Annotated in this window: 24 protein-coding genes and 1 tRNA gene; 11 read left to right on the top strand and 14 right to left on the bottom strand. The window is 60.3% G+C overall.

Annotated features, from left to right (window positions below; all coding sequences use genetic code 11):
- Positions 1-34 precede the first annotated feature (34 nt).
- The 5 genes from pal (at position 35) to HKK54_RS03100 (ending at position 3,009) form a co-directional block, all read left to right on the top strand.
- A complete protein-coding gene (gene pal, locus HKK54_RS03120) occupies positions 35-535 on the top strand; it encodes a peptidoglycan-associated lipoprotein Pal (RefSeq protein ID WP_003209827.1) in 501 nt (166 codons plus the stop codon).
- Positions 536-541: 6 nt separating this feature from the next.
- Positions 542-1,378, top strand: coding sequence for a tol-pal system protein YbgF (gene ybgF, locus HKK54_RS03115; RefSeq protein ID WP_063027616.1), 837 nt, complete (start codon positions 542-544; stop codon positions 1,376-1,378).
- 165 nt (positions 1,379-1,543) lie between these two features.
- Complete coding sequence (gene queE, locus HKK54_RS03110; protein WP_169386123.1) at positions 1,544-2,191, top strand: 7-carboxy-7-deazaguanine synthase QueE; 648 nt, start codon at positions 1,544-1,546, stop codon at positions 2,189-2,191.
- A 1-nt stretch (position 2,192) separates the two neighbouring features.
- Entirely contained in the window at positions 2,193-2,870 is a 678-nt protein-coding gene (gene queC / locus HKK54_RS03105; RefSeq protein WP_169386122.1) for a 7-cyano-7-deazaguanine synthase QueC, read from the top strand.
- Positions 2,871-2,933: 63 nt separating this feature from the next.
- Positions 2,934-3,009 (top strand) — tRNA-Lys (locus tag HKK54_RS03100).
- A gap of 117 nt (positions 3,010-3,126) precedes the next feature.
- Here HKK54_RS03100 and pstB read toward each other — a convergent pair.
- The 5 genes from pstB to lldD form a co-directional block, all read right to left on the bottom strand.
- Entirely contained in the window at positions 3,127-3,906 is a 780-nt protein-coding gene (gene pstB, locus HKK54_RS03095) for a phosphate ABC transporter ATP-binding protein PstB (RefSeq protein ID WP_010169941.1), read from the bottom strand.
- Entirely contained in the window at positions 3,906-4,778 is an 873-nt protein-coding gene (pstA, locus tag HKK54_RS03090; RefSeq protein WP_169386121.1) for a phosphate ABC transporter permease PstA, read from the bottom strand. Before pstA ends, pstB begins: the two co-directional genes overlap by 1 nt.
- Positions 4,775-5,770: a phosphate ABC transporter permease subunit PstC gene (pstC, locus tag HKK54_RS03085; RefSeq protein ID WP_169386120.1), complete on the bottom strand. Its 996-nt coding sequence runs from the start codon at positions 5,768-5,770 to the stop codon at positions 4,775-4,777. Before pstC ends, pstA begins: the two co-directional genes overlap by 4 nt.
- Positions 5,771-5,837: 67 nt before the next feature.
- Complete coding sequence (pstS, locus tag HKK54_RS03080) at positions 5,838-6,854, bottom strand: phosphate ABC transporter substrate-binding protein PstS (RefSeq protein WP_169386119.1); 1,017 nt, start codon at positions 6,852-6,854, stop codon at positions 5,838-5,840.
- Between the two features lie 168 nt (positions 6,855-7,022).
- Entirely contained in the window at positions 7,023-8,165 is a 1,143-nt protein-coding gene (gene lldD / locus HKK54_RS03075; RefSeq protein ID WP_010169934.1) for an FMN-dependent L-lactate dehydrogenase LldD, read from the bottom strand.
- Positions 8,166-8,272: 107 nt separating this feature from the next.
- Between lldD and HKK54_RS03070 the strand changes: the two genes are divergently transcribed.
- Positions 8,273-9,166 (top strand): LysR family transcriptional regulator, encoded by an 894-nt coding sequence (locus HKK54_RS03070; protein ID WP_010169931.1) that lies wholly within the window; start codon positions 8,273-8,275, stop codon positions 9,164-9,166.
- A gap of 3 nt (positions 9,167-9,169) precedes the next feature.
- Here the strand turns inward: HKK54_RS03070 and HKK54_RS03065 are convergent, their stop codons facing one another.
- A complete protein-coding gene (locus HKK54_RS03065; protein ID WP_010169930.1) occupies positions 9,170-9,790 on the bottom strand; it encodes a helix-turn-helix transcriptional regulator in 621 nt (206 codons plus the stop codon).
- Positions 9,791-9,944: 154 nt separating this feature from the next.
- On the opposite strand from HKK54_RS03065, the gene HKK54_RS03060 reads away from it, so the two are divergent.
- From HKK54_RS03060 to nadA, 5 genes are all read left to right on the top strand, one after another.
- Positions 9,945-10,937, top strand: coding sequence for a catalase family peroxidase (locus tag HKK54_RS03060; protein ID WP_169386118.1), 993 nt, complete (start codon positions 9,945-9,947; stop codon positions 10,935-10,937).
- Between the two features lie 26 nt (positions 10,938-10,963).
- Positions 10,964-11,194 carry a hexameric tyrosine-coordinated heme protein gene (locus HKK54_RS03055; RefSeq protein WP_010169928.1) on the top strand — a complete coding sequence of 77 codons (231 nt, stop codon included), beginning with the start codon at positions 10,964-10,966 and terminating at the stop codon, positions 11,192-11,194.
- 211 nt (positions 11,195-11,405) lie between these two features.
- On the top strand, positions 11,406-12,692 hold the full coding sequence (locus tag HKK54_RS03050) for an OmpP1/FadL family transporter (protein WP_010169927.1): 1,287 nt from the start codon (positions 11,406-11,408) through the stop codon (positions 12,690-12,692).
- A gap of 128 nt (positions 12,693-12,820) precedes the next feature.
- Positions 12,821-14,392, top strand: a complete 1,572-nt coding sequence (locus HKK54_RS03045) for a lactate dehydrogenase (RefSeq protein ID WP_237151043.1) — start codon at positions 12,821-12,823, stop codon at positions 14,390-14,392.
- 219 nt (positions 14,393-14,611) lie between these two features.
- Positions 14,612-15,670 (top strand): quinolinate synthase NadA, encoded by a 1,059-nt coding sequence (gene nadA, locus HKK54_RS03040; protein WP_169386117.1) that lies wholly within the window; start codon positions 14,612-14,614, stop codon positions 15,668-15,670.
- Positions 15,671-16,522: 852 nt separating this feature from the next.
- Here nadA and HKK54_RS03035 read toward each other — a convergent pair.
- The 8 genes from HKK54_RS03035 to HKK54_RS03000 form a co-directional block, all read right to left on the bottom strand.
- Positions 16,523-17,011, bottom strand: coding sequence for an RDD family protein (locus HKK54_RS03035; protein ID WP_010169911.1), 489 nt, complete (start codon positions 17,009-17,011; stop codon positions 16,523-16,525).
- Positions 17,012-17,105: 94 nt separating this feature from the next.
- Complete coding sequence (locus tag HKK54_RS03030) at positions 17,106-17,318, bottom strand: cold-shock protein (protein WP_003316897.1); 213 nt, start codon at positions 17,316-17,318, stop codon at positions 17,106-17,108.
- Positions 17,319-17,707: 389 nt separating this feature from the next.
- Positions 17,708-18,832, bottom strand: coding sequence for a glycine cleavage system aminomethyltransferase GcvT (gcvT, locus tag HKK54_RS03025; RefSeq protein WP_088427109.1), 1,125 nt, complete (start codon positions 18,830-18,832; stop codon positions 17,708-17,710).
- A 39-nt stretch (positions 18,833-18,871) separates the two neighbouring features.
- A complete protein-coding gene (locus tag HKK54_RS03020) occupies positions 18,872-20,248 on the bottom strand; it encodes an L-serine ammonia-lyase (RefSeq protein ID WP_010169907.1) in 1,377 nt (458 codons plus the stop codon).
- A 190-nt stretch (positions 20,249-20,438) separates the two neighbouring features.
- A complete protein-coding gene (gene gcvP / locus HKK54_RS03015; RefSeq protein ID WP_169386116.1) occupies positions 20,439-23,288 on the bottom strand; it encodes an aminomethyl-transferring glycine dehydrogenase in 2,850 nt (949 codons plus the stop codon).
- Between the two features lie 10 nt (positions 23,289-23,298).
- The gene (gene gcvH, locus HKK54_RS03010) at positions 23,299-23,682 is read right to left on the bottom strand and encodes a glycine cleavage system protein GcvH (RefSeq protein WP_169386115.1); all 384 of its coding nucleotides are present in this window, start codon (positions 23,680-23,682) and stop codon (positions 23,299-23,301) included.
- Between the two features lie 402 nt (positions 23,683-24,084).
- The gene (locus HKK54_RS03005) at positions 24,085-25,593 is read right to left on the bottom strand and encodes a sigma-54-dependent transcriptional regulator (RefSeq protein WP_169386114.1); all 1,509 of its coding nucleotides are present in this window, start codon (positions 25,591-25,593) and stop codon (positions 24,085-24,087) included.
- Between the two features lie 185 nt (positions 25,594-25,778).
- A complete protein-coding gene (locus HKK54_RS03000) occupies positions 25,779-26,141 on the bottom strand; it encodes a DUF5064 family protein (protein ID WP_010169903.1) in 363 nt (120 codons plus the stop codon).
- Positions 26,142-26,149 lie beyond the last annotated feature (8 nt).

Raw genomic sequence — 26,149 nt, 5'->3', positions numbered from 1 at the left:
ACTTAACACACTGGGGTTCATTAGGAGTTTCACGATGGAAATGCTGAAGTTTGGTAAGTTTGCTGCTCTGGCTCTGGCTCTGTCCGTAGCCGTTGGTTGCTCGTCTAAAGGCGGCGACAATGCCGGTGAAGGCGCAGCTGTTGATCCAAACGCTGGTTACGGCGCTAACACTGGTGCAGTTGACGGCTCCCTGAGCGAAGAAGCTGCTCTGCGCGCTATCACCACTTTCTACTTCGAATACGACAGTTCGGACCTGAAGCCAGAAGCCATGCGCGCTCTGGACGTTCACGCGAAGGACCTGAAAGCTAACGGCGCTCGCGTTGTTCTGGAAGGTAACACCGACGAACGTGGTACTCGTGAGTACAACATGGCACTGGGCGAGCGTCGTGCGAAAGCCGTTCAGCGCTACCTGGTACTGCAAGGTGTTGCTCCAGGCCAACTGGAACTCGTTTCCTACGGTAAAGAGCGTCCAGTTGCTACTGGCCACGACGAGCAGTCCTGGGCTCAAAACCGTCGCGTCGAACTGCGTAAGTAATTCGTCATGCGAACGTGCCGTCGTGCTCTAACTGTATTGGCTCTCAGCCTGGCACCGCTTGCGGTGTGGGCTGCGGTTCCTGTGGAAGATAGCAACTCTGGCTATAACAATAGCGGGAGCAGCTATCCGCCAGCGGGTTATGGCACGAACGGCGCCTATGCCGGGGGCGCGGCTACGGCCGCGCCTTCGGCACAGGGCGAGCTGTTCAATCAGCTGCAACGCATGCAGGATCAATTGTCGCAGCAACAAGGCACGATTGAAGTTCTGCAGAATCAAGTGAACCAGCTGAAGCAAGAAGGCCTGGAGCGATACCAGGATCTTGATCGACGCATTGGAGCCGGCGTTACACCTGCCGCCACTCCTGATAATTCTTCTGCCGGTGGCGCGCCCAGTGCCGCCGCCGGTGGTGCAGCAGCAGGGGCCGCGGCTGCCAGCCAAGCCCCTGCCGCGAGCAGCGAACCGGGTGATCCGGCGAAGGAAAAGCTGTATTACGACGCAGCTTTCGACCTGATCAAAGCCAAGGATTTCGATAAAGCCAGCCAGGCTTTTACCGCATTCCTGCGCAAATACCCGAACAGCCAGTACGCGGGCAACGCCCAGTACTGGTTGGGTGAGGTGAACCTGGCCAAGGGCGACCTGCAAGGTGCAGGTCAGGCCTTTGCCAAGGTCAGCCAACTGTACCCCAAGCACGCCAAGGTGCCGGATTCGCTGTACAAGCTCGCTGACGTAGAACGCCGCCTGGGTCATACCGACAAGGTCAAAGGCATTCTGCAGCAGGTGGTGGCCCAGTATCCGGGTACCTCCGCTGCGCAGTTGGCCCAACGGGACCTGCAACGCATGTAAGCGGTTGCAACCCGTTTAGAAGAAACCCGCGCCCTGCGCGGGTTTTTTCGTTAGAATCCACGCCCTTTTATGAAACACGCTTTTTGGGGTTTACGCGTTGGCGGAACTCCTTGAAGTGCCTGACGGAGGCGGACAGCCTGTTTAGCTGTTACGCCCGTGGCGACTATGCAAGACACATTACGTATCACCGAAGTTTTTTACTCGTTGCAGGGTGAAACGCGCACTGCTGGGCTGCCCACTGTATTTGTGCGCCTCACCGGTTGCCCGCTGCGTTGCCAGTACTGCGACAGCGCCTACGCCTTCAGCGGCGGCACCGTGCGTACCCTTGAAGACATTCTCGAGCAAGTAGCCGGTTACCGGCCGCGTTATGTCTGCGTCACTGGTGGCGAGCCACTGGCGCAACCTAACGCCATTCCCTTGCTCAAGCAGTTGTGTGATGCCGGTTATGAGGTGTCCCTGGAAACCAGCGGCGCCCTGGATATTGCTGCGGTCGACCCTCGCGTCAGCCGGGTCGTCGACCTGAAGACCCCGGGTTCCAAGGAAGCACACCGCAACCGCTACGAGAACATTGAACTGCTGACGGCCAACGATCAGGTCAAGTTCGTCATCTGTTCCCGTGAAGACTACGACTGGGCGACCTCCAAGCTGATCCAGTATGGCCTGGACCGACGCGCCGGCGAGGTGCTGTTTTCCCCAAGCCACCATGACCTGAACGCCCGCCACCTGGCCGACTGGGTCGTCGCGGACAATCTGCCGGTGCGCCTGCAGCTGCAACTGCACAAGTACTTGTGGAACGACGAGCCGGGGCGCTGACATGACTGATCAAAAGCGTGCGGTCATCCTGCTGTCCGGCGGCCTCGACTCCGCCACCGTGGTCGCCATGGCCCGTGCTGAAGGCTACAGCTGCTACACCATGAGCTTCGACTATGGCCAGCGCCACCGTGCCGAACTCGACGCCGCCGCCCGCGTCGCCCGTGACCTGGGCGTGGTGGAGCACAAGGTGATTGGCCTGAACCTCGACGGCATTGGCGGCTCGGCGTTGACCGACAGCTCCATTGATGTACCGCAAGGCCCCAGCGAAGGCATCCCGGTGACGTACGTGCCGGCGCGCAACACCGTGTTCCTGTCCCTGGCCCTCGGCTGGGCCGAAGTGCTCAGTGCCCGCGACATCTTCATCGGCGTCAATGCCCTGGACTATGCCGGTTACCCGGACTGCCGTCCCGAGTACGTCGAGTCGTTCGAACGCATGGCCAACCTGGCGACCAGGGCCGGCGTAGAGGGGCAGGGCTTTCGTATCCTGGCGCCGCTGCAGAACCGCAGCAAGGCCGATATCGTGAAGACTGGCGTAGGACTTGGCGTTGATTACTCGCTTACTGTTTCCTGCTATCAGGCGGACAATGACGGCCGCGCTTGTGGGAAATGCGACAGCTGCCGACTGCGTGCTGAAGGCTTCCAGGCGGCCGGAATTGCTGACCCAACGCGTTATTTCTGATTTATTTCAAATAAGGTGTTGAATAATCCTTAGAAATCAGTATTATACGCGCCACCACACAGCGGGTCGTTAGCTCAGTTGGTAGAGCAGTTGGCTTTTAACCAATTGGTCGTAGGTTCGAATCCCACACGACCCACCATTTTTGGCGGTTTAGAAAATCCGGAAGGCCCACGCAAGTGAGGATTTCCGGGTTTTTTTTTGCCCAGCGAAAGGCCGATCACTCTCGGGCAGAGAGTGATCGGCCTTTTTGTTAAATCTAGCCAAAGCGCCCGGTTATATAGTCCTCGGTCTGCTTCATCTTCGGCGTAGTAAAGATCTGGTCCGTCTTGCCATGCTCAATCAGTTCGCCCATGAACATGAACGCCGTGCTGTCCGACACGCGGGCGGCCTGCTGCATGTTGTGGGTCACGATGATCACTGTGTAGTGCTCTTTCAGCTCAGTGATCAATTGCTCGATGCGCCCGGTGGAAATCGGATCGAGCGCCGAGGTCGGCTCATCCAGCAGCAATACCTGCGGTCGCAGTGCAATGGTGCGTGCGATGCACAGGCGCTGTTGCTGCCCGCCTGACAGGCTCTGGGCGCTTTGCTTGAGTTTGTCTTTCACCTCGTCCCAAAGGGCGCCACCGCGCAGGGCCTGCTCGACACGGTCATCCATTTCCCGGCGTGTCAGTTTTTCATGGTGGCGTACGGCATAAGCGATGTTGTCGTAGATCGACATCGGAAAAGGCACGGGCTTTTGGAAGACCATTCCGACGTGGCTGCGCAGGCGGTTCATCGAGTAGCCCGGGGCGAGGATGTTTTCGCCGTTCAGCAGCACCTCACCGCGCGCTTCCTGCTTCGGGTACATCGAGTAGATGCGGTTGAACACACGCAGCAAGGTCGACTTTCCGCAGCCCGAGGGGCCGATGATCGCGGTGATGCGTTTTTCCGGAATATCGATGTCGATGGATTTCAGTGAGCGTTGGTTGTTGTAGAAAAACTCCAACCCACGGACACGGATTTTGGTTTTTTCAGGATCAAGGCGGGTCGATTGCATCAGTGGGACCTATTGCGCAAAAGAATCAGGCGAGACAGCAAGCTCAGCACCAGTACGAACATCGTCAGTACCAGCGCGCCCGCCCAGGCCAGGGCGTGCCAGTCATCGAAGGGGCTCATGGCGTACTGGAAAATTACCACCGGCACGCTGGCAATCGGCTTGAGCAGGTTGCTGCTCCAGAACTGGTTGCCGAAGGCGGTGAACAGCAGCGGGGCGGTTTCCCCGGTAATCCGGGCCAGCGCCAGCAGGATGCCGGTCACCACCCCGGCCTTCGCCGCTCTCAATACAATCTGCAACGTCAGCTTCCACTGCGGTACGCCCAGGGCCAGGGCGGCCTCGCGCATGGTGGAAGGTTGCAGCTGAAGCATTTCGTCCGTCGTCCTCACCACCACCGGAATCACCAGCAGGGCCAATGCCAACGCACCGGCAATCGCGGAAAAGCCCACCTGGTGATTGGTCAGCAGGTTCAGTGGCAGGATCACGCCGGTGTAGATGAACAACCCCAGGACGATGGAAGGTGCGGACAACAGAATGTCGTTGATGAAACGAACCGTAGTCCCCAGGCGCGAGTGGCGTGCGAATTCCGCCAGCCAGATGCCCGCCATCAGCCCGATGGGTGTGCCGATCAGCAGGGCAATCCCCGACATCAGCGCGCTGCCATAAAAGGCGTTGGCCAGCCCGCCGTCTGTTCCGGGGGGCGGTGTCATCTCGGTAAACAGGCGCAGGTTGAGCGCCTGAAAGCCGTTGATGATGGTGGTCAGCAGGATCCAGGCGAGCCAAAGCAGGCCAAAGGCTGTCGCGCCACAGCTCAGCAGCATGGCCACGCGGTTCTTGAAGGCACGCTTGCGGTACAGGCGTTCGTTGCTGTTCATAGGCCCTCCTTGCGGGACAGGCGCATCAGCATCAGCCGCGCCAGTGCCAGCACCACAAAGGTCACGATGAACAGCAGGAAGCCCAGTGCAATCAGCGCCGAACGGTGCAGGTCGGTATAGGCCTCGCTGAATTCGTTGGCGATGACGGAAGCAATCGAGCTGCTGGGCATCAGCAACGAGGCGGAGAACTGTTGGGCGTTACCCAGTACGAACGTGACCGCCATGGTTTCCCCCAGGGCGCGACCGAGGCCGAGGAACACCCCGCCGACCACTGCCGAGCGGGTGTAGGGCAGGACGATGTCCCACACCACTTCCCACGTCGTACTCCCCAATGCGTAGGCCGACTCTTTCAACTGAGTCGGCACGCTGCGAAAAACTTCATGCATTACCGAGGTAATGAACGGCGTAATCATGATCGCCAGTACGATGCCGGCGGTCAGCATCCCGATGCCCAGCGGCGGCCCCTGGAACAGCGAGCCAATAAACGGCAGTGCACCCAGGTAATCGTTGATCCAGGGCGACAAGTGTTCGGCCATAAAGGGCCCGAAAACAAACAATCCCCACATGCCATAGATGATCGAGGGGATGCCCGCGAGCAATTCAACGGCAGAGGCCACCGGCATTCTCAGCCAGGGCGGCGCCACTTCGGTCAGGAAAATCGCGATGCCAAAACTCACGGGCACCGCAATCAGCAACGCGAGGAAGGAGGTGACCAGCGTGCCGTAAATCGGCACCAGGGCGCCAAAGTGGTTGTTGACCGCATCCCACTCGGTGCTGGTGATAAAGCCGAAACCGAAGGTCTTGAAGGCCAGGCCACCGCCCCACAATGTCGAGGCGGCAATGCTGGCCAGCAACAGCAAGACGAGCATGGCGGCGCCGAACATTGAGCGTTTGAACCACAGGTCGTTGCGTTGATCGCGGGCGGCACGGCTGTCACCCGATACATCGCTCGCGTGAGTCGTCATGGCCAGGGGTTGGACAGTTTCGTTCATATCAGATGTGCTCATCCCCTTGCTCAAACACGTAGTGGCTCGGGCAAGGGGACTATGGGAGGGCGGATCAGTGGGCGAAGTCAGACTTCCAGTAACCTTCGATCCGGGTCACGAGGGAATCAGGCAGCGCTACGTAGTCCAATGCCGCAGCCTGCTGCTGACCTTTTTCCAGCGACCATTTGAAGAAGTTGAAAGCGGCCTGGCTTTGCTCGGCGTTTTTCGGCTGCTTGTACATGATGATCCAGGTGGTCGCCGTGATCGGCCACGCGTTCTCGCCCGGGGCGTTGGTCATGATCAGGTTGAAGTCTTTGGCGTCGGCCCAGTCGGCGGTATCCGCAGCCGCCTGGAAGGCCTTGGCGTTGGGCTCGACAAACTTGCCCGACGCGTTCTTCAACTGGGCGTAAGTCATTTTGTTCTGCAGGGCGTAGGCGTATTCAACAAAGCCGATGGAGTTCTTGATCTGCTTCACGTAGGCCGAAACACCTTCATTGCCCTTGCCGCCCACACCGACTGGCCACGGCACGGTGGTGCCGAAACCGATCTTGGTCTTCCAGCTGTCACTGACTTTGGCGAGGTAGTTGGTGAAGTTGTACGAGGTGCCCGAGCCGTCCGAGCGGTGAACCACGGTGATGTTCGCGCCCGGCAGCTTCAGGCCAGGGTTGAGTGCGGCAATCGCCGGGTCGTTCCAGGCCTTGATGTCGCCCAGGAAGATTTTCGCCAAAACATCGCCATCGAGTTTCAACTGGCCAGCCGCAACGCCTTCAACGTTCACCACCGGCACGATGCCGCCGATCACGCTTGGGAATTGGCCCAGGCCGCCGGCCTTCAGTTCATCCGCCGACAACGGCGCGTCGGAGGCGCCGAAGTCTACGGTTGCCGCCTTGATCTGGGCGATACCGCCGCCGGAACCGATGGACTGGTAGTTGATCCGGTCACTGGCGCTTTTGCTGTATTCCTGGGACCACTTGGACAGTACCGGGTAGACGAAACTGGAGCCTGCGCCTGTGACGTCAGTGGCGTGAGCGACACCACTCAGGCACAGGGCAGTGAACAACACTGACAGACTCTTTTTGGTCAGCAACATCACGACGACACCTCAAAGTAAGGGGGTAAGTGGAAGGGTCCACCTGTCTAAGACGTGACGATTTAATTCCCGGGATGTTTCTGTTTGATGACGGTTTGGCTTTATGAAGAAACATTTAGAAATATCTGTAGGAGGCCTCAAAAGAGATATTTTGAGGCCTCCTATTGATCAACCGTGGCTGCGCACCAGGATCGATTCATCAATCTGCGCGATTGACGTCACCCCGGTCAGCGTCATCGCCACGCGCATTTCCTTGGCGAAGATATCCAGCAGGTTCTCCACCCCGCGTTGCCCGTCAGCGGCCAGCGCGTAAGCCTGCGCACGGCCCAGCAGCACGCCTTTGGCCCCAAGGGCAAGCATGCGCACCACGTCCAGCCCCGAGCGTACGCCGGAGTCCACCAACACCGTCAGATCGCTGCCCACGGCTTGTGCGATAGGTGCCAGCGCCTTGGCCGTCGACAGCACGCCATCCAGTTGCCGGCCGCCATGGTTGGAGACGACGATGCCATCGGCTCCGAAGCTCACCGCATCCTTGGCATCCTGCGGGTCGAGGATGCCTTTGATGATCATCGGGCCTTTCCAGAACTCGCGAATCCACTCCAGGTCTTTCCAGCTGATGGAAGGGTCGAAGTTGTTGGCCAGCCAGCCGATGTAGTCCTTCAACTGGGTGGGCTTGCCCAAGTACTTGGAGATGTTGCCCAGGTCGTGGGGGCGGCCCATCAGGCCAACATCGAAGGCCCAGGCCGGTTTGGTCATGGCCTGCAGGATTTGGCGTTGCGGCCCGTAGGCGCCGGACATCCCCGAATGGGCGTCGCGATAACGCGCGCCGGGGGTGGGCATGTCGACGGTGAACACGAGGTTCTTCACGCCGGCAGCCTGGGCCCGCTCCAGGGCGTTTTTCATGAAGCCGCGGTCTTTCAAAACATACAGTTGAAACCAGATGGACTGCGGGCTCTGGGACGCCACTTCTTCAATCGGGCACACAGAAACGGTCGACAGGCAAAACGGAATGCCCTTGTTCGCTGCCGCCTTTGCCGCCTGGACTTCACCGCGCCGGGCAAACATGCCGGTCAGTCCCACCGGGCTGAGGACCACCGGCATCGCCAGCGGCTGGTCGAACAGGGTGGTTTCAAGGCTCAGGCTTTCGACGTTGCGCAGGATGCGCTGGCGCAGGCTGATATCCGACAGGTCCGAGCTGTTGGCGCGCAGGGTGTGTTCGGCGTAGGCACCGCCGTCGATGTAGTCGAACAGGAAACGCGGCAGTTTGCGGCGGGCGGCTTCGCGGTAATCCGATGCGGACGAAATGATCATGAACAGTGATGCCCCGAGTGAAGAAAACGGTGGGGTGAGGATAGACAAAGGCCTTTCATGGTAAAAACAACTTTTCCAACTTGAATCAAGTCGCAAATGGAATACTCATGAACCTTCGCACGTTGCTGGCTTTTGTCGAAGTGGTACGCCAGGGCAGCTTCTCACAGGCCGCCGAGGTTGTTTCGCTCACCCAGTCTACCGTCAGTAAGGCGGTGAAGACCCTGGAAGATGAATTGGGCACGCCGCTGTTCAATCGCATCGGCCACAAGAGCGAGCTGACGGCTGCCGGCGAAATTGCCTACCGTCGCGCCTTGGTATTGCTGGCCGAGCGCAGTGACCTGGTGGCCGAGATCAATGACTTGCTGGGGCTCAAGCGCGGTGTATTGCGCATCGGTTTGCCGCCGGTAGGCAGTGGCGTATTGTTTGCGGCGATGTTCGCCCTGTACCGGCAGCGTTATCCAGAGATCGAGATCGAGCTGATCGAGCACGGCAGCAAGAAGCTGGGCGAATGCCTGGAGGCGGGTGAGGTGGACCTGGCTGCCTTGCTGGTGCCGGTGGCCGGCGAATTTGAATATCAGGATGTACGCGTCGAGCCGCTGATGGTGGTCATGCCGATCGACCATCCATTGGCCGGGTGTAAAAGCGTCGACTTTTCCGACCTCGCCGACTCACCATTCATACTGTTCGAAGCCGGGTTTGCGCTTAACCGGATTATTCTCACCGCCTGCGAGCGCAGAGGCGTAGTCCCGCGTATCACCGCCCGCAGCGCCCAGATCGACTTTATCGTCGACCTGGTTGCCGCAGGCCTGGGCGTCGCGTTTTTGCCGAGCATGCTGGCTTACAAACACCTGCACGCCGGCATTGCCCTGATTCAGTTGGACGAGCCCGAGACCGATTGGCACATCGCCCTGGCCTGGCGACGACAGGCGCACTTGCCGCCGGCAGCACGGGCCTGGCTGGACCTGGCCCTGGAGATGGGCAATGTGCCGGACGAGACCTGATGCTTATTCGGCGGGGCTTTCGCCTTGCTGGATGAAGTACTGACAGATCAGCCGATCTTCTCGCAGGCAGTGCTCGCTGGCGGGAAAACCCGTGGCTTCGGAAAAGAACCCGGCCATGGCCCGGCACACACATTGTTCGTCGCGCACCACGCTGCCCACCGGGCAGGTGAAGTTGCGCACCATCACACCGCCATCCTGAACCACTGCCTCGGTGCTGGCGCCCAGGGAGTCGGCTGCGGCCATGGCGGCGCGCAGACCGCTGTCGAAGTCCCGCGGGTTGGCCAGGCCGGCGCTTTGCGCCAATTGGCGGCCGGTCTGTTCCAACACGTCGCCCAACTCATCGGCGGCGTAGCGGTCCTTGAGCACGGCGAGCAGGTTAGTCAACAGAATCTGATAGGCCGTGGAGGTGACATCTTCACTGCCGGGCGCTGCCTCGAACACCACCGGCGGTTTGCCCACGGTATTCGGTGGGCGGACCTTGCTGCGGCGCACCAGGCCTTCGGACTCCAGTTGCTTGAGCTGCACGATGATCGCGTTGCGGGTGACGGCGAGGTGCTCGCAAAGCTGCACCACGGTCAGTGGCTCGCGTTGCAGAAGGTTGAGGATGTCGCTTTTGGTGCTCACGGCAGGCTGGGTTCGCTGGCTGGTTTGAGGGCCGAGTATACCTTCAACCGTTTGGAATGCAGGACCAAAAACAATAATGACAAAATTTATTGTCGTAATTGTTTTTTGTCGATTAGAATCCGCCGGGATCACCCACCACCCTGCAGGTCACACCATGAAAAAAACCATTTACGTGCTCTTGGCAGTGCCTTTTGCGCTGGCATTGATCGCCAGCGCCGAGGCACAAGAGGCACCGGCCCAGCCAGCCACCCCAACCCAACTGGTCGACGCCCTTAACGGCGTGTTTGGCCAACACGCGGGTGCACGCGCCGTGCACGCCAAGGGCGTGGTGCTGGAAGGCCAGTTCACCCCAAGCCCGTCGGCGGCCTCCATCAGCAAGGCGGTGCATTTGCAGGCGAGCGCAGTGCCGGTGACGGTGCGCTTTTCCAACTTTGCCGGGATCCCGGACATTCCCGACAACCACGCCCTGGCCAGCCCGCGTGGCCTGGCGATTCGCTTTGCGCTGCCCGGCGGTGGTTCCACCGACATCGTCGCTCACTCGTTCAACGGCTTCCCATCGCCCACCGCCGATGACTTTCGCGACCTGCTGATCGCCCTCGGCACCAGTGGTCCTGACGCACCCAAGCCAACCCCGCTGGACGGCTACCTGGCCAGCCATCCCGTGGCCAAGGCATTCCTGACGGCACCCAAGCCGGCGCCGGAAAGTTTCGCCACGCTGCCCTACTATGGGGTGAATACCTTCAGGTTCATCAACGACGCGGGCAAGGTGACGTTCGGGCGCTACCAGTTCCTGCCGGTCAGCGGTGCCCATTACCTGGCGGATGCAAAGGCAGCCAAGGCGAAACCGGACTACCTGAGCGAAGAAATCCTGCAACGCCTCGCCAAGGCCCCGGCACGTTTCAAGTTGGTGGTTCAGGTGGCCGAACCCGGGGACAAGCTGGACGATCCCTCCACTGCCTGGCCGAACAGCCGGCCTGTGGTGGAACTGGGCACCGTCGAAATCACCCGTGCCGTCGCCGATAACGTGGCGGCACAAAAAAGCCTGATGTTCCTGCCCAACAACGTCCCGGCAGGCATCGAGCCGCAAGACCCGATGATCAACGCACGTTCGGCCGCCTACCCGGTGTCCTTCGGGCGTCGGCAGTAAGCGATCAATAACAAGAGGAAACCCTGATGAGCCTGATACCGAACAACTCGCTGATAACCGAGACCCCTGAAGAAGGGCGCCAACTGGCGATCAAGATGGCCCGCCTGGTGATCAAGGCCACGCAGCCCGACGAAGCCGTGCGCAACCGGCTGCGCGATGTGTACGCCAACGATGCGGCGATGCTGATCAGCATCGGCCAGGTGGTGGCGACTGAGTTTGCGACCATCGCAGCGGCCAACAAATACTGGACGCGCTGACGCCGGTGAAGGTGCGGCCCAAGGCTGCACCTTCGTTAAAACCCATCAGTCACATTCGGGTTTCAAGGTCTGAACAAGTACCGTAAAAACCGCCGAAGTCTTTGAAATCAGAAGGATTGTAGGACAATTTTCAGCATGAAAAACTCTTCATAATTCGCTCGCTCGAAGATTGGTAGCTTCCACGTGCTGCCCAATAATTCGAGTTCTAATAATGAATAAAAAACTCTTCAAGAGCGCTTTGGCGCTGTCGGTTTCGCTTGCCTCCACTTCCCTGTTTGCCGGTGGTTTCGCCCTCAATGAACAAAGCATCAGTTCAATGGGCACCGGTTACGCCGGGCGTTCTTCCTCTGCCGACGACGCCAGCACGGTGTTCGGCAACCCGGCCGGCATGTCTCGCCTCAAGCACAATGAAGTGAGCATCGGGGCGACCTACCTGGATGCCAAATCGAACATCAAGGACGCCAGTTCCTCTCAAGGTGGCGCGGACAACCCCGGCACCAACAAAGGCGACATGGTCCCCGGCATCGCCATACCGATGGGCTACCTGGTGACGCCGATTGATGAACACTGGGCGTTCGGCCTGGGGATCTACGCGCCGTTCGGCCTGGTGACCGACTATGAACACAGCTTCCAGGGCAATGGCTTTGGTAACAAAAGCAAGGTTCAAGTCATCACGGTCCAGCCAACGGTCAGCTACGCCTTCAACGACAAGGTTTCGGTGGGCTTCGGTCCAACGTTCAACCGGATCAGTGGCGAGCTGGATTCCAAGGTCCCGGCATTTGGCCTGGGCACTGAAAACGTGAAGGTCAAGGGCGACGACACCGCCACCGGTTTCAACGCCGGTATCCTGGTGCAGCCGATTGAAAGCACGCGCATCGGTGTGACCTACCACTCGCAGGTTGTGTATCACCTGTCGGGTAACACCAATGCCTCAGGGGTTCTCTCTAACCTGTTGGATGGCGGCCCGCAGCGGTATGACGCCAAGCTGGATGTCACCACTCCGTCGTCCGTGGACTTCTCGGTTACCCATAAACTCAACGATGACTGGACCTTGTACGTCGGCAGCACCTACACCCGCTGGAGCCAGTTGAAGAAGATCACGATCAATAACAGTGGCGTCTCCGACCTCGCCACCGAGCTGGCCGGCCTGAACTCCATCACCGAAGAACAGCACTGGCATGACACCTGGTCTCACGCCATCGGCCTGTCGTACCAGTTGAACAAGCAATTGGTGCTGCGGACCGGCTTCTCGGTGGATCAGACCCCTACCAACAACACCGACCGTTCCGTACGTATTCCTACGGGCGATCGCACGGTATTCAGCCTGGGTGCCGGCTGGACGCCAGTCGATAACCTGACCTTCGACGTCGCTTACTCCTACCTGAAGGAAGAACCGATCAAGGTCCGCGACAATAATCCGCAGTTGGCACTGACCTACGACGCCAAGTATGAAAACAGCGCCAACGGCTTTGGCGGTTCGGTAACTTACCGCTTCTGATGCACCGAAAGAGGGCAAAGAGTCATTTTTCTGACATGGCTCTTTGCTAGCAATTGTATCAATCGTGCTATCAAACCCTCCCTGTCTTGGCTAAATTAGGCGCAATCCAGTTCAAGACAGGGATCGTCATGACTACGCTTTCGCCCATCAGCTCCGCCATTGCCCTTATCAATCGGCCGGCCGTTACGCCGCCAGCGACGCTGACGCCAGAAACGGACGCCACGGTCGTGCGGCCCTCCTCGGTGGTGAGCCTCGGCAACGTGGCGGTTGATGTCCAGACCCAGACCTATTCCCGAAACGGCCAATTGCCCGTCCATGAACCGATCACGGTCTGGGAAAATGATAGCCAGGATGCCGTTACACGGGCGATTGGCGCGAATATCGTCTCAACGCCCAGAGCCACCGGGTTCAGCGGCTTGGGCGCTACCCTGATCGCGCAATTCGCCAAGAGCGGTACGGACATTTCCCAGTCGGCGCTCGGCACCGCGTCGTCCAAGATCCAGAGCCCGGCCGAACTCAAGGTTCAGCAAGCCCTGCTGCACAGCGAAGCAGATAACCGGGTCAGCCTTACCGTCAAGACCGCCAGCGGCAAGACTGTCACCTTCAGCCTGGCCAGCCAGCCCGGTGGCCTGGCCGCGCAGGCCAAGGTGGACGGCGGCACCCTCAGCGCCGCCGAGCTCAAGGAAATCGCCAAGTTGGGCGAAGCCTTCCAGGGCGCCATCGACGGCCTGGCTGCCCAGCCGCCGAAACTCGATCTGAGCAAGCTGACGCAGTTTGATTCCAGTGTGTTGTCCTCGGTAGACCTCAGCGGCAAATTGAAAGCGGGGGCTGTTGACGACATCACCCTCGCGTTTCATGCGGACAGCCAGAGCCGTACCACTCGCATGAAAAGCCCGGCGGGAGAGGTGAACCTCTCGGTGGACCTGAAAAACGCCGGCATCCTCGGCAGCGCCAAGCAGCAGGCAATCGCGCTGAAAAGCTACTTGGCCCAGTTCGACAAGGCCCAGGCGCGGGGCAAAGCCGATGTGGACCTGATGGCGATGTTCAAGGATGCGTTTACCGCCATGAACAGCAACTACCCGCAGGGCGTCAAAGCGCCACAGGCGCTGACCCGGAATGCGGCGGATCAAGGCCTGTTGACGGGTTTGGCAGATTTCAAGGCCTCTATCAGCCAGACGGCCAGCTCCCCCAACCCGGCGCGCCTTGGGGAAACCGACACGTTTGCCTATACGCTGTCCCAGAAAACCCGTGTGGGCGGCAGTGACATCTCCAATCGCACGATCGATCAGGTCCAGCAATCAAGCCTCAAAGCCAGCTTCCATCGGGACCTCAATGGCGGAAAGCCGCCGGCTTTCGACACCCACCGCGAGTCGCAGAACTACCTCTATGTGCAGGTCGACGACAAGGCCAGCAGCGCGGCGAATATCACCTACAAGGATGGCTTCCTGACCAACGCCTCCGTCGATCAAAGCGCCAGCCAGAACACCCGCACCCAGCGCTACGAGATGGCTAAACTGGTTAAGGACACGCTGGAGCCTAACCAGGCCAGCAGCCATCGCGACTACCTGATATTGCTGGAATATGCGGCGCGAGAGGGCAAGAAAGTCCAGGGCGCCGATGAAACCATCCTGAAGGATGCGCTGGCGAACATGCATCAGGGCGTGTTGCTGCAAGACGATCCTGGCGCGTTGCCGCGCTAAACCGGACGTTGTAAAAAAGGGAAACCCCCGCGTGGGTTTCCCTTTTTTATGCCTCGCCGAATCCCAGATTAGGCTTTTGAATCCATTCGATATTCTGTAGCCTTGCGCAGCTTCACCGTGCTTGATGAACACAATCACTTCGTCCGGCGGCGCCCGAAAGGCTCCAGAGCCGGTGGTACACTCGACTTTCGCGCAACTGCGCCTGCAGGTCTTGCGAACATGACGCAAATTTCCGAACGCCTTCTGGTCCAAGCCCACCTCGACGCCAAGCAGCCCAAGGTGCTGAGCGCCGAAGAAGAGGCGGGCTACCGTGCCGCCATCGCCGTCGAGCTCAAGGCTCAGGACGCGGTGCTGGTGGCTCACTTCTACTGCGATCCGGTGATTCAGGCTTTGGCCGAAGAAACCGGTGGCTGTGTCTCCGACTCCCTGGAAATGGCCCGCTTCGGCGCGGCGCATCCGGCCAAGACCGTCCTGGTGGCTGGCGTGCGTTTCATGGGCGAGACCGCGAAGATCCTCACGCCTGAAAAACGCATCCTGATGCCGACCCTGGAAGCTACGTGCTCCCTGGACCTTGGTTGCCCGGTGGATGAGTTTTCGGCGTTCTGTGATCAGCATCCCGAGCGCACGGTGGTGGTGTATGCCAACACCTCGGCGGCGGTGAAAGCCCGGGCTGATTGGGTGGTGACCTCCAGTTGTGCACTGGAGATCGTTGAAAGCCTGATGGATAACGGCGAGACGATTATCTGGGGGCCGGACAAGCACCTGGGCACCTATATCCAGCGTCAGACCGGCGCGGACATGTTGCTGTGGGACGGTGCGTGCATTGTTCACGAGGAGTTCAAGTCCAAGCAGTTGGAGGACATGAAGGCGCTGTACCCGGACGCTGCGATCCTGGTGCACCCGGAGTCGCCGACGTCGGTGATTGAGTTGGCGGATGCGGTGGGGTCTACCAGTCAGTTGATTGCGGCGGCGCAGCGGTTGCCGAACAAGACGTTCATTGTGGCGACCGACCGGGGGATCTTCTACAAGATGCAGCAGTTGTGTCCGGACAAGGTTTTTGTCGAGGCGCCGACGGCTGGGAACGGGGCGGCGTGTCGCAGTTGTGCGCATTGCCCGTGGATGGCGATGAATACCCTGGAGCGCACGCTGCAGTGTTTGCGTGAGGGGAGTAATGAGATTTTTGTTGAGCCTTCGGTGATTCCTCAGGCTGTTAGACCGCTTAAGCGGATGCTGGATTTTACTCAGGCTGCGCGGTTGAGGTTGGCTGGGAACGCTTGATCTGGGTTGTGTACATATCCGTTTCTTCGGTAACGGCGGCTATGGGTTCCGCTCTTACAGCGGCTCACTTTGGAAAAGCCCCAAAGTAAGCAAAGGGCTCTGCCCCGCCTGTCGGCACCTCGCCTAGGCTCGGTGTTCCCTCACTCCGGCATTGCTCCGCGGGCCGCCGCGACGGGGCGTCCCTGCCCCGTCGCGGCTAAACCGGCGTCCTGCCGGTTTACCCGCTCCTCAATCCCTGCGTTCGGCCTCGGGCTGAGTGGGGCAGTCAGAGCCAGATCAAGATCAAAATCTACAGCACAGCGGCCTACAGGCCGGCTTGAGTGGTAGAAGCCAGATCAAAAGCCAAAGCGAAAACCAAATCTGAAACTGCTGCAGCTCTGCTTTTCTGTGGGAGCTGGCTTGCCTGCGATGCAGACACCTCGGTTTTTCAGGTACACCGAGGCGAGGCCATCGCAGGCAAGCCAGCTCCCACATTTGACCGTGCCCGCTGTAGATTTTGATCTTGATGTTGCCTTTGCTTCACACCACTCAAGCCGGCCTGTAGGCCGCTGTGCTGTTGATCTGCTTTTGATCTCGATCTTAGGCGCCCCGTTAAACCACGCTGGCCGAACGCAGGCTTTGGAGCGTGGGTAACCCGGCAGGACGCCGGGTTAGCCGCGCTGGGCCAAGGATGGCCCATCGCGGCGGCCCACGGTCCAAAGCCGGAGTGAGGGCACACCGAGCATTAGCGAGGTGCCGAGTGGTGGGGCAAGAGCGTTTTGCTTACTTTTGCGCTGTTCAAAAGTGAGCCGCTGTAAGAGCGGAACCAATAGCCGCCATTAAGAAAATAACGGATATGCCCCCAACCCAACCCTACTTCTTTTTCTTCGGAATCCGCACCAACCGCGTATCCGAATAAATGTCATGCCAGCCACGCTTCTGCTTATCAAACAACGCCCAGATAAACCCCAGCCCAACGCACAACCACGAAGCGATCGACACCACAAACCGCAACAACGCCTGCCACAGGCTGATCCGCGACCCATCAGCGTTCTGCACCCGGACCCCCCACACCTGCATGCCCAGGGTCTGCCCCGAATACGTCCAGAACTTGGCAAAAAAACCAAACAGCACAAAAAACAAAATCGTCGACAACAGTGGGTCACCATCCAGCGCGCCGGATTCAGAAAGCGCCCGCAGCTTGGCCTCACCGACAAACCCCATCCACACCAGCTTGTAGATAAAGGCCGTGACGATCAGCAGGGCAGTGCACAACAGGAAATCATAGAACATCGCTGCCAGACGACGGCCCAGGCCTACGGGAGGAAACTCGCCTTGGGGGCTCAGCAGGTGTTTCGACATGGCATGGCTCTCGGCAGAAAAAAGCCATTTTACGGAATAACGCTCATAAAAAAGCCCCTGATGTCATATCAGGGGCTTTTTGTCGCAGAAGAGATCAACCCTCTGCTTGTACCTCGTCGGCTTGCATGCCTTTCTGGCCTTGCACCGCGATGAAGGTCACTTTCTGGCCTTCCTTCAGGCTTTTGAAGCCGTTGCCCTGAATAGCGCGGAAGTGGACGAACAGATCCGGACCGCTTTCTGGAGTGATAAAACCAAACCCTTTCTCGTCGTTAAACCACTTGACGGTACCGCTCTGACGTTCAGCCATTTTCTTATTTCCTTGACGCAAAAAATTAATGACAGCCCCTTTCACATGAAAGAGTACTGGGCTGGGTTGCAGGAAAGTAAGAGACGTCGAACGGGTTGTAGCAAACTTTGGCTACTGCCCAGGTCCAGGTTCCAAGCGACCCATGCAAACACAGTGGGCAAACTCTACGCCAACTAAGACAGAAAAAACAAGCCCCGGGAAAAGCCCAACGTTTACTCGGCTTTGTGACACTTCGGTCAACAATGTGGATCCCGTTTATTCGATAGAGTTGGTCACTTGTTATAGGTGACTGAACATAACATTGACTATCGTCAATGCACTTTTATGTGGCGGTTGCGTTACAAATTAGTGCGCTTTAACGCAACCGCGTTACTTATAGGAACAGTCAATCAACCACGGTAGTAACGCTGTGGCACGAATGGCATTTTACTTACACGAAGTGGCACCTTTTTCCCACGTACCAATGCAGACACTTCGGTATCCAGTGCGATGAATGCGCTGTCCAGGTAACCCATGGCCAGAGGGCCGCCCAGGCTCGGGCCAAAACCGCCGCTGCAGACGCTGCCGATCACGGTGCCGTGCTCGTCGACGATTTCTGCGCCTTCACGTACCGGCGTGCGTTCCTGCGGCAGCAGGCCCACGCGTTTGCGGCTCACACCGGTTTGTTGCTGGGTGAAGATCGCGTCGGCGCCCGGGAAACCACCGGCACGCGCGCCGTCTGCACGACGGGCCTTGGAAATCGCCCACAACAGGCTGGCTTCAATCGGCGTGGTCTCGGTGTTCATGTCGTGGCCGTAGAGGCACAGGCCGGCTTCCAGGCGCAGGGAGTCGCGGGCGCCCAGGCCGATGGCCTGTACTTCGGTTTCGGCCAGCAGGCTGCGGGCCAGGGCTTCGGCACTGGCGGCCGGTACCGAGATTTCGAAACCGTCTTCGCCGGTGTAGCCCGAGCGGCTGACGTAGCAGTCCACGCCCAGCAGGCGGGTCGGTGCGAATTGCATGAAGGTCATGTGCTTGACCTCCGGTGCCAGGCGCGCCAGTACGCTGACAGCGGCCGGGCCTTGCAGGGCCAGCAGGGCACGTTCCTCGAACAGCGGCTCGATGGTGCACTGGTCACCGATGTGCTGGCGCAAGTGGGCCAGGTCCTGGTCCTTGCAGGCGGCGTTGACCACCAGGAACAGTTCGTCGTTACCCAGGTTGGCGACCATCAGGTCATCCAGGATGCCGCCTTGCTCGTTGGTGAACATCGCATAGCGCTGCATGCCCACCGGCAGGTCGATGATGTCTACAGGCACCAGGCTTTCCAGGGCCTTGGCGGCACCTGCGCCGGTCAGGCGGATCTGGCCCATGTGGGACACATCGAACAACCCGGCCTGTTCACGGGTGTGCAGGTGTTCCTTCATCACGCCCAACGGGTATTGCACCGGCATGTCGTAGCCGGCGAACGGCACCATGCGCGCGCCCAACTCGATGTGCAGGGCGTGCAACGGGGTTTTCAACAGGGTTTCGGTGGACATATTCAGCTCCTGAAAAACGTGCGGACGCGCTGGTGGGCGTCAGCACTCGATAATGTTGACCGCCAAACCGCCACGGGCGGTTTCCTTGTATTTGCTTTTCATGTCGGCGCCGGTCTGGCGCATGGTGCGAATGACCTTGTCGAGGGACACGAAATGTTGCCCGTCGCCGCGCAGGGCCATGCGCACCGCATTGATGGCCTTGACCGAGCCCATGGCGTTGCGCTCGATGCAGGGCACCTGCACCAGGCCGCCAATCGGGTCGCAGGTAAGACCCAGGTTGTGTTCCATGCCGATCTCGGCGGCGTTCTCCACCTGGGAAACCGTACCGCCCAACACCTCACACAACGCGCCGGCGGCCATGGAGCAGGCCACGCCGACTTCCCCCTGGCAGCCGACTTCGGCGCCGGAGATCGAGGCATTTTCTTTGTACAGGATGCCGATGGCAGCGGCGGTGAGCAGGAAACGCACCACGCCGTCTTCGCTGGCGCCCGGGATAAAGCGCATGTAGTAGTGCAACACCGCCGGCACAATCCCGGCCGCACCGTTGGTGGGCGCAGTGACTACGCGCCCGCCATTGGCGTTTTCTTCGTTGACCGCCAGGGCGTACAGGTTGACCCAGTCCAGCACCGACAGCGGGTCACGCAGCGCCGATTCCGGGTTCTTGCACAGCTGGCGATGCAGCGCGGCGGCGCGGCGCTTGACCTTAAGGCCGCCGGGCAAAATCCCTTCATTGCGACAGCCCGCGTCCACGCAGTCCTGCATCACCTGCCAGATCTTCAGTAAGCCTGCGCGGGTTTCCGCTTCCGGGCGCCAGGCGCTTTCATTGGTCAGCATCACCTGGCTGATGGACAGCCCATAGGTGGCGCAATGGCCGAGCAGGTCCTTGGCGCTTTTGAACGGGAAGGTCAGGGGCGTGGCGTCTTCGACGATCCGGTCGTGGCCGGCGGCGTCTTCATCCACCACAAATCCGCCGCCCACCGAGTAGTACTCGCGGCTGCGAATCTGCAAACCGGCGGCGTCGAAAGCGCGAAAGATCATGCCGTTGGGATGATAGGGCAGGGGTTTGCGAATCATCGCCAGGTGTTCTTTCTCGTTGAACGCAATGCTGTGTTCACCGAGCAGGTTCAAGCGTGCGTTGCCGCGAATTTCCAACAGGCGTGCGGCGACGGTTTCAGTGTTCACGGTGTCCGGGTGTTCGCCTTCCAGGCCCAGCAATACAGCCTTGTCGCTGCCGTGGCCTTTGCCGGTGGCGCCGAGGGAGCCATAGAGTTCCACCTTGACGCAGGTGGTGGCGCTCAGCAGGTTGTCGCGCTTGAGGCCTTCGACGAATCGAGCGGCAGCGCGCATCGGGCCGACGGTGTGGGAGCTGGAGGGGCCGATGCCAATCTTGAACAGGTCGAACACGCTTAAAGACATGGTTGTTCTCCGGTTTCTTATTATTTATCGGGTGTACGCGGTCCCAATGTGGGAGCCGGGCTTGTGTGGGAGCTGGCTTGCCTGCGATAGCATCACCCGGGTCTACCGGATAGACCGAGGTGCTTGCATCGCAGGCAAGCCAGCTCCCACAAAAGCCAGCTCCCACATTGACCGCGTTCTACCGCTCAGGTTACGCGTAGCTTTCGATCGACGGGCAAGCGCACACCAAATTGCGATCGCCAAACACGTTGTCGACCCGGCCAACCGGTGGCCAGTACTTGGCTTCGATCAACGACGCCACCGGGTACACCGCTTGTTCACGGCTGTATGGGTGGCTCCATTCGCCCACCAGTTCCGCCGCAGTGTGGGGTGCGTTCTTCAGCGGGTTGTCGTCCTTGTCCAGCGAGCCGTTTTCCACCGCGCGGATTTCTTCGCGGATGGCGATCATGGCGTCGCAGAAACGGTCCAGTTCTTCCCGGGATTCGCTTTCAGTCGGCTCGATCATCAAGGTACCGGCCACCGGGAACGACATGGTCGGCGCGTGGAAACCGAAGTCGATCAGGCGCTTGGCCACGTCATCCACGCTGATCCCGCTGCTGTCTTTCAACGGGCGCAGGTCGAGGATGCATTCGTGGGCCACCAGGCCGTTGCTGCCGGTGTAGAGCACGGGGTAGTGCTCTTCGAGGCGACGGGAAATGTAGTTGGCATTCAGGATCGCCAACTGCGACGCGCGCTTGAGGCCCGCGCCGCCCATCATGCTGATGTACATCCACGTGATCGGCAGAATGCTCGCGCTGCCGAACGGTGCGGCGCAGACCGCGCCTTCCTTGCGTTCCATCGCGGCATGACCCGGCAGGAACGGCGTCAGGTGGGATTTCACGCCAATCGGGCCAACGCCCGGGCCGCCACCGCCGTGGGGAATGCAGAAGGTCTTGTGCAGGTTCAGGTGGGACACGTCGCCGCCGAACTTGCCCGGGGCGCACAGGCCGACCATCGCGTTCATGTTGGCGCCGTCGATGTACACCTGGCCGCCGTTGTCGTGAATGATCCCGCAGATTTCGCGGATGCCTTCTTCGAACACGCCGTGGGTCGACGGGTAGGTGATCATCAGCGCAGCGAGGTGCTCGCGGTGTTCGATAGCCTTGGCGCGCAGGTCTTCGATGTCGACGTTACCGCGCGCATCGCATGCAGTCACCACCACGCGCATGCCAGCCATGTTGGCGGTGGCCGGGTTAGTGCCGTGGGCCGACGACGGGATCAGGCAGATATCGCGGCGCTCTTCGCCACGGCTCTGGTGATAGGCACGGATGGCCAGCAGACCCGCGTACTCGCCCTGGGAACCGGCGTTCGGTTGCAGGGAGATCGCGTCGTAACCGGTGGCCGCGCAGAGCATGGCTTCCAGTTCGGTGGTCAGTTGCTGGTAGCCGGCGCTTTGCGAGGCAGGGGCGAACGGGTGCAGGGCACCGAACTCGGCCCAGGTCACCGGGATCATTTCGCTGGCGGCGTTGAGCTTCATGGTGCACGAACCCAGCGGGATCATGGTGCGATCCAGGGCCAGGTCCTTGTCGGCCAGCTTGCGCAGGTAGCGCATCAGCTCGGTTTCGGAGTGATAGCGGTTGAACACCGGGTGGCTGAGGATCGGCGACTGGCGCAGCAGCGCGGCGGGCAGGGTGCTTTCAACGCTGGCGGCGAGTGCGGCGAAGTCCGGCAGGGCTTTACCGCCTGCGAACACGCCCCACAGGGTTTCGATATCGGCTTGCGAAGTGGTTTCGTCTACCGACAGGCCAAGACGCTCGCCGTCGACCACACGCAGGTTGATGCGCTGGGCGCGGGCCTTGTCGTGCAGGGCGGCGGTGTGTGCGCCGGTCTTGATGGTCAGGGTATCGAAGAAGTTTTCTTGCTCAACCTTCAGGCCCAACGCGCTCAGGCCTTTGGCGAAGATCGCGGTCAGGTGGTGAATGCGGTTGGCGATCTGGGTCAGGCCTTTAGGACCGTGGTACACGGCATACATGCTGGCGATGTTGGCCAGCAGCACCTGGGCGGTGCAGATGTTGCTGGTGGCTTTCTCGCGGCGGATATGTTGCTCGCGAGTCTGCATGGCCAGGCGCAGGGCCGGCTTGCCGAAACGGTCGACGGACACGCCGACCAGGCGGCCCGGCATGTCGCGCTTGAACGCATCCTTGGTAGAGAAGTACGCCGCGTGCGGACCACCAAAGCCCAGCGGTACGCCGAAGCGTTGCGCGCTGCCGATGGCCACGTCGGCGCCGAATTCACCCGGCGGGGTCAGCAGGGTCAGGGCCAGCAGGTCGGCGGCCACGGCCACCAGGGCGTTGGCGGCGTGGAAGCGTTCGGTCAGCTCAACGTAGTCGAACACGTCACCGTTGCTGGCCGGGTATTGCAGCAGGGCGCCGAAGAAGGCGCTGACGTCGGTCAGTTCACGCTCGTCGCCCACCACCACGTCGATGCCCAATGGCTCGGCACGGGTGCGCAGCACGTCGAGGGTTTGCGGGTGGCTGTGGACCGAGGCGAAGAACGCGTTGCTGCCTTTGTTCTTGCTCAGGCGTTTGCAGAAGGTCATGGCTTCGGCAGCGGCGGTGGCTTCGTCCAGCAGGGATGCGTTGGCGATCGGCAGGCCGGTGAGGTCGCTGATCAGCGTCTGGAAGTTCAGCAGCGACTCCAGGCGGCCTTGGGAAATCTCCGGCTGGTAAGGCGTGTAGGCGGTGTACCAGGCCGGGTTTTCCAGGAGGTTGCGCAGGATCGGCGACGGCGTGTGGCAGTTGTAGTAGCCCTGGCCGATATAAGTCTTGAACAGCTCGTTCTTGGCGGCAATCGCCTTGATCGAAGCCAGTGCATCGGCCTCGCTCAGGCCGTCGCTCAGGCCCAGTACGGCGGTGCCCTTGATGCTTTCCGGGATCACGCTGGCGCTCAGGGCTTCCAGGGAATCAAAGCCCAGGGTGGCGAGCATGTGTTGCTCGTCGTCCTGGCGCGGGCCGATGTGGCGGGCGATGAATTCGTTGGCGGTGGTCAGATTAACGGTCATGGCGCGCTCCTCAGGCTTCGGCGTTGGCTTTGATCAGGCGGTCGTACGCATCCTGATCCAACAGCTTAGCTACTGCACCGGCGTCGGCCGGCTTAAAGCGGAAGAACCAGCCTTCGCCCATCGGGTCTTCGTTGACCAGCTCGGGTCTGCCGTCCAGCTTGTCGTTCACTTCGAGGACTTCGCCATCCAGCGGCATGTACACGCCGCTGGCGGCCTTGACCGATTCAACGGTGGAGGCTTCTGCCCCTTTGTCGTAGGACTGCAGCTCCGGCAGTTGCACGAAAACCACATCACCCAGCGCGTTCTGCGCAAAAGCGGTAATGCCCACGGTCACGCTGCCGTCGGCTTCGGCGCGCAGCCATTCGTGATCTTCAGTAAAGCGCAACTCGCTCATGGAAACTCCTCAGGGCCAGATTCGTCTGGTGGACGGGATTGGAATAATGGGAAGTTGCTTAGCAAAAACGCGGCCAATGTTTTTTTGTCTTTATAAAACAATGGCTTATTGATTTTGGTTGGCGAGGTTCGAACCGTGGCTGTAGCGATATCGCTACAGCTCGACGCACGAAAAAAAGCCTATGAGGATCAAAGCCTTGCATGGCGACGGTTGAAGGGGGATGTATTGATATCGTTCCACTGTAGCGCTTTCAGTACAGGTGGAGGTCGCTTTTGATATCAACGTTGGAATGCAATCAATGTGGGAGCTGGCTTGTCGAAACGTCGCACCGCTGCGATAGCGGTGTCGACTGACCCAACGCTATCGCAGGCAAGCCAGCTCCCACATGTTGATCGCGTGCAGTCAGGGCTTGTTGGGAATGCCGTACTTGCGCAAGCGGTGGGCAATGGCGGTGTGGGAGGTTTGCAGGCGGCTGGCCAGTTGGCGTGTGGACGGGTAGCTGACGTACAGCTTCTCCAACAAGGTGCGCTCAAAGTCTTCCACCGCCTGCTCCAGGCTGTCGATTTCCCCATCGCTCTGGCGCGCAACGGAGGTGCCGGCGATGTCCAGGTCGCCAATGTCCACCAGGCTGCTTTCGCAAATGGCGGCAGCGCGGAAAATCACGTTCTGCAACTGGCGCACGTTGCCCGGCCAGCGGTTGCCGAGCAGGGCCGGGTAGGTGCCCGGCGCCAGGCGGCAGACCGGGCGCTGGATCTGCGCACAAGCCTGCTGCATGAAGTAACGGGCCAGCAACAGGATGTCCTGGCCGCGCTCGCGCAGGGGCGGTACTTCGACATTGAGCACGTTGAGGCGGTAGAACAGGTCTTCGCGGAAGGTGCCTTCGCTGACCATCTTTTCCAGGTCGCGGTGGGTGGCGCTGAGGATCCGCACATTGACCTTCACCTCACGGTCGCCGCCCACGCGACGGAAGCTGCCGTCGTTGAGAAACCGCAGCAGCTTGGCCTGCAAGTACGGCGACATCTCGCCGATCTCGTCGAGGAACACCGTGCCCTGGTTCGCCAGTTCCATCAGCCCCGGTTTACCGCCGCGCTGGGCGCCGGTGAAGGCGCCGGGGGCGTAGCCGAACAGCTCGCTCTCGGCCAGGTTTTCCGGCAGGGCCGCGCAGTTCAGGGCCAGGAAAGGCGCACTGTGGCGGGCGCTGATGGCGTGGCAGGCGCGGGCCACCAGTTCCTTGCCGGTGCCGGTCTCGCCCTGGATCAACAACGGTGCATCCAGCGCCGCCACCCGTTGCGCCCGCGCCTTGAGGGTGCGGATCGCCGGGGACTCGCCCAGCAGCGCGTCGAACCCTTCGGCATGGTCATGGTGCAGCGCCGACAGTTGTTCGCCGATGCGGTTGGGTTGGTACAGGGTCAGCAGGGCACCGGCGTCGGTGATCGGCGTGGCGTCCAGCAGCAGGGTCTGGCCGTTGACGCTGATTTCCCGCAGGGCCAGGCGAAAGCCGTGTTCCAGCAAGGTGGCCAGCAGTGATGGGTCATCGAACAGTTCGTTGATGCTTTCCCCGGCGGGCTCGCGGCCATACAGCGCGACCAGGGCCGGGTTGGCCAGCAGGATCTTGCCGGCGCTGTCCAGGGCCAATACCGGGTCGGTCATCGCGGCCAGCAGGGCGTCGAGTTGCAGGTGCTGGCGCTGGCCAGGGAGGATGTCGACCACGGTCACCGCTTGCACACCGCGCACGCTGAACAGCGCATCGCGCAGTTCTTCCAGTACTTCGGCGCTCAGGGTCGGGGCGTCGATGTAGACGTTGGGCGGCACCATTTCCACCGCATCCAGGTTGAGATTGCGCCCACCGAGCAAGGCCAGGACTTCCTGGGTGATGCCGACGCGGTCGATGAAGCTGACGTGGATACGCATGGGGCGGTTAGCGGTTCTGGCGGACGAGAGGTGGCAAGTATGCCTGACAGGTGGTGGAGATCAAAAATGTGGGAGCTGGCTTGCCTGCGATAGCGGTGGATCAGTCATTGAAAATATTAACTGTCAGTCCGCTATCGCAGGCAAGCCAGCTCCCACAGGGGATCGCCGGTGTTAATGAAATCGGGTTATTCCAGGTGTTCAGGTTTGATCGGGTCGCCCGGCTTCACATCCAGCTGATGCCGCACATCCTCAAACATCAAGTCGTACTGCTTGTGCATCTGGCCATTGAGCACGGCAATCTTCGGCATGCCGTACTTCTGCGCGATGTTCATCGCCTGCCGGGCGAAGTCGAACGACTGGTCCTTGGGCAGGAAAAACTCTTCCTTGAGGTCCTTGCCCTGCACCGAGCCGTGCATCTTGAAGAGCATTCCCTTGCCTTCCTTTGGGTCCTGGCTGACTTCGTAGTCGATGCACAGGTTGTAGCTGTAGTCATCCTTGTTCAGCGCGTGGCGTTCGATGTGCAAGTGACCAGGTTCAAAGGTAGCCATAGGCGTTT

The sequence above is a fragment of the Pseudomonas sp. ADAK13 genome (assembly GCF_012935715.1).
GTDB lineage: Bacteria > Pseudomonadota > Gammaproteobacteria > Pseudomonadales > Pseudomonadaceae > Aquipseudomonas.
Note: the sequence above shows the minus strand (reverse complement) of the source record. Positions and strands in the feature narration are given on the sequence as shown.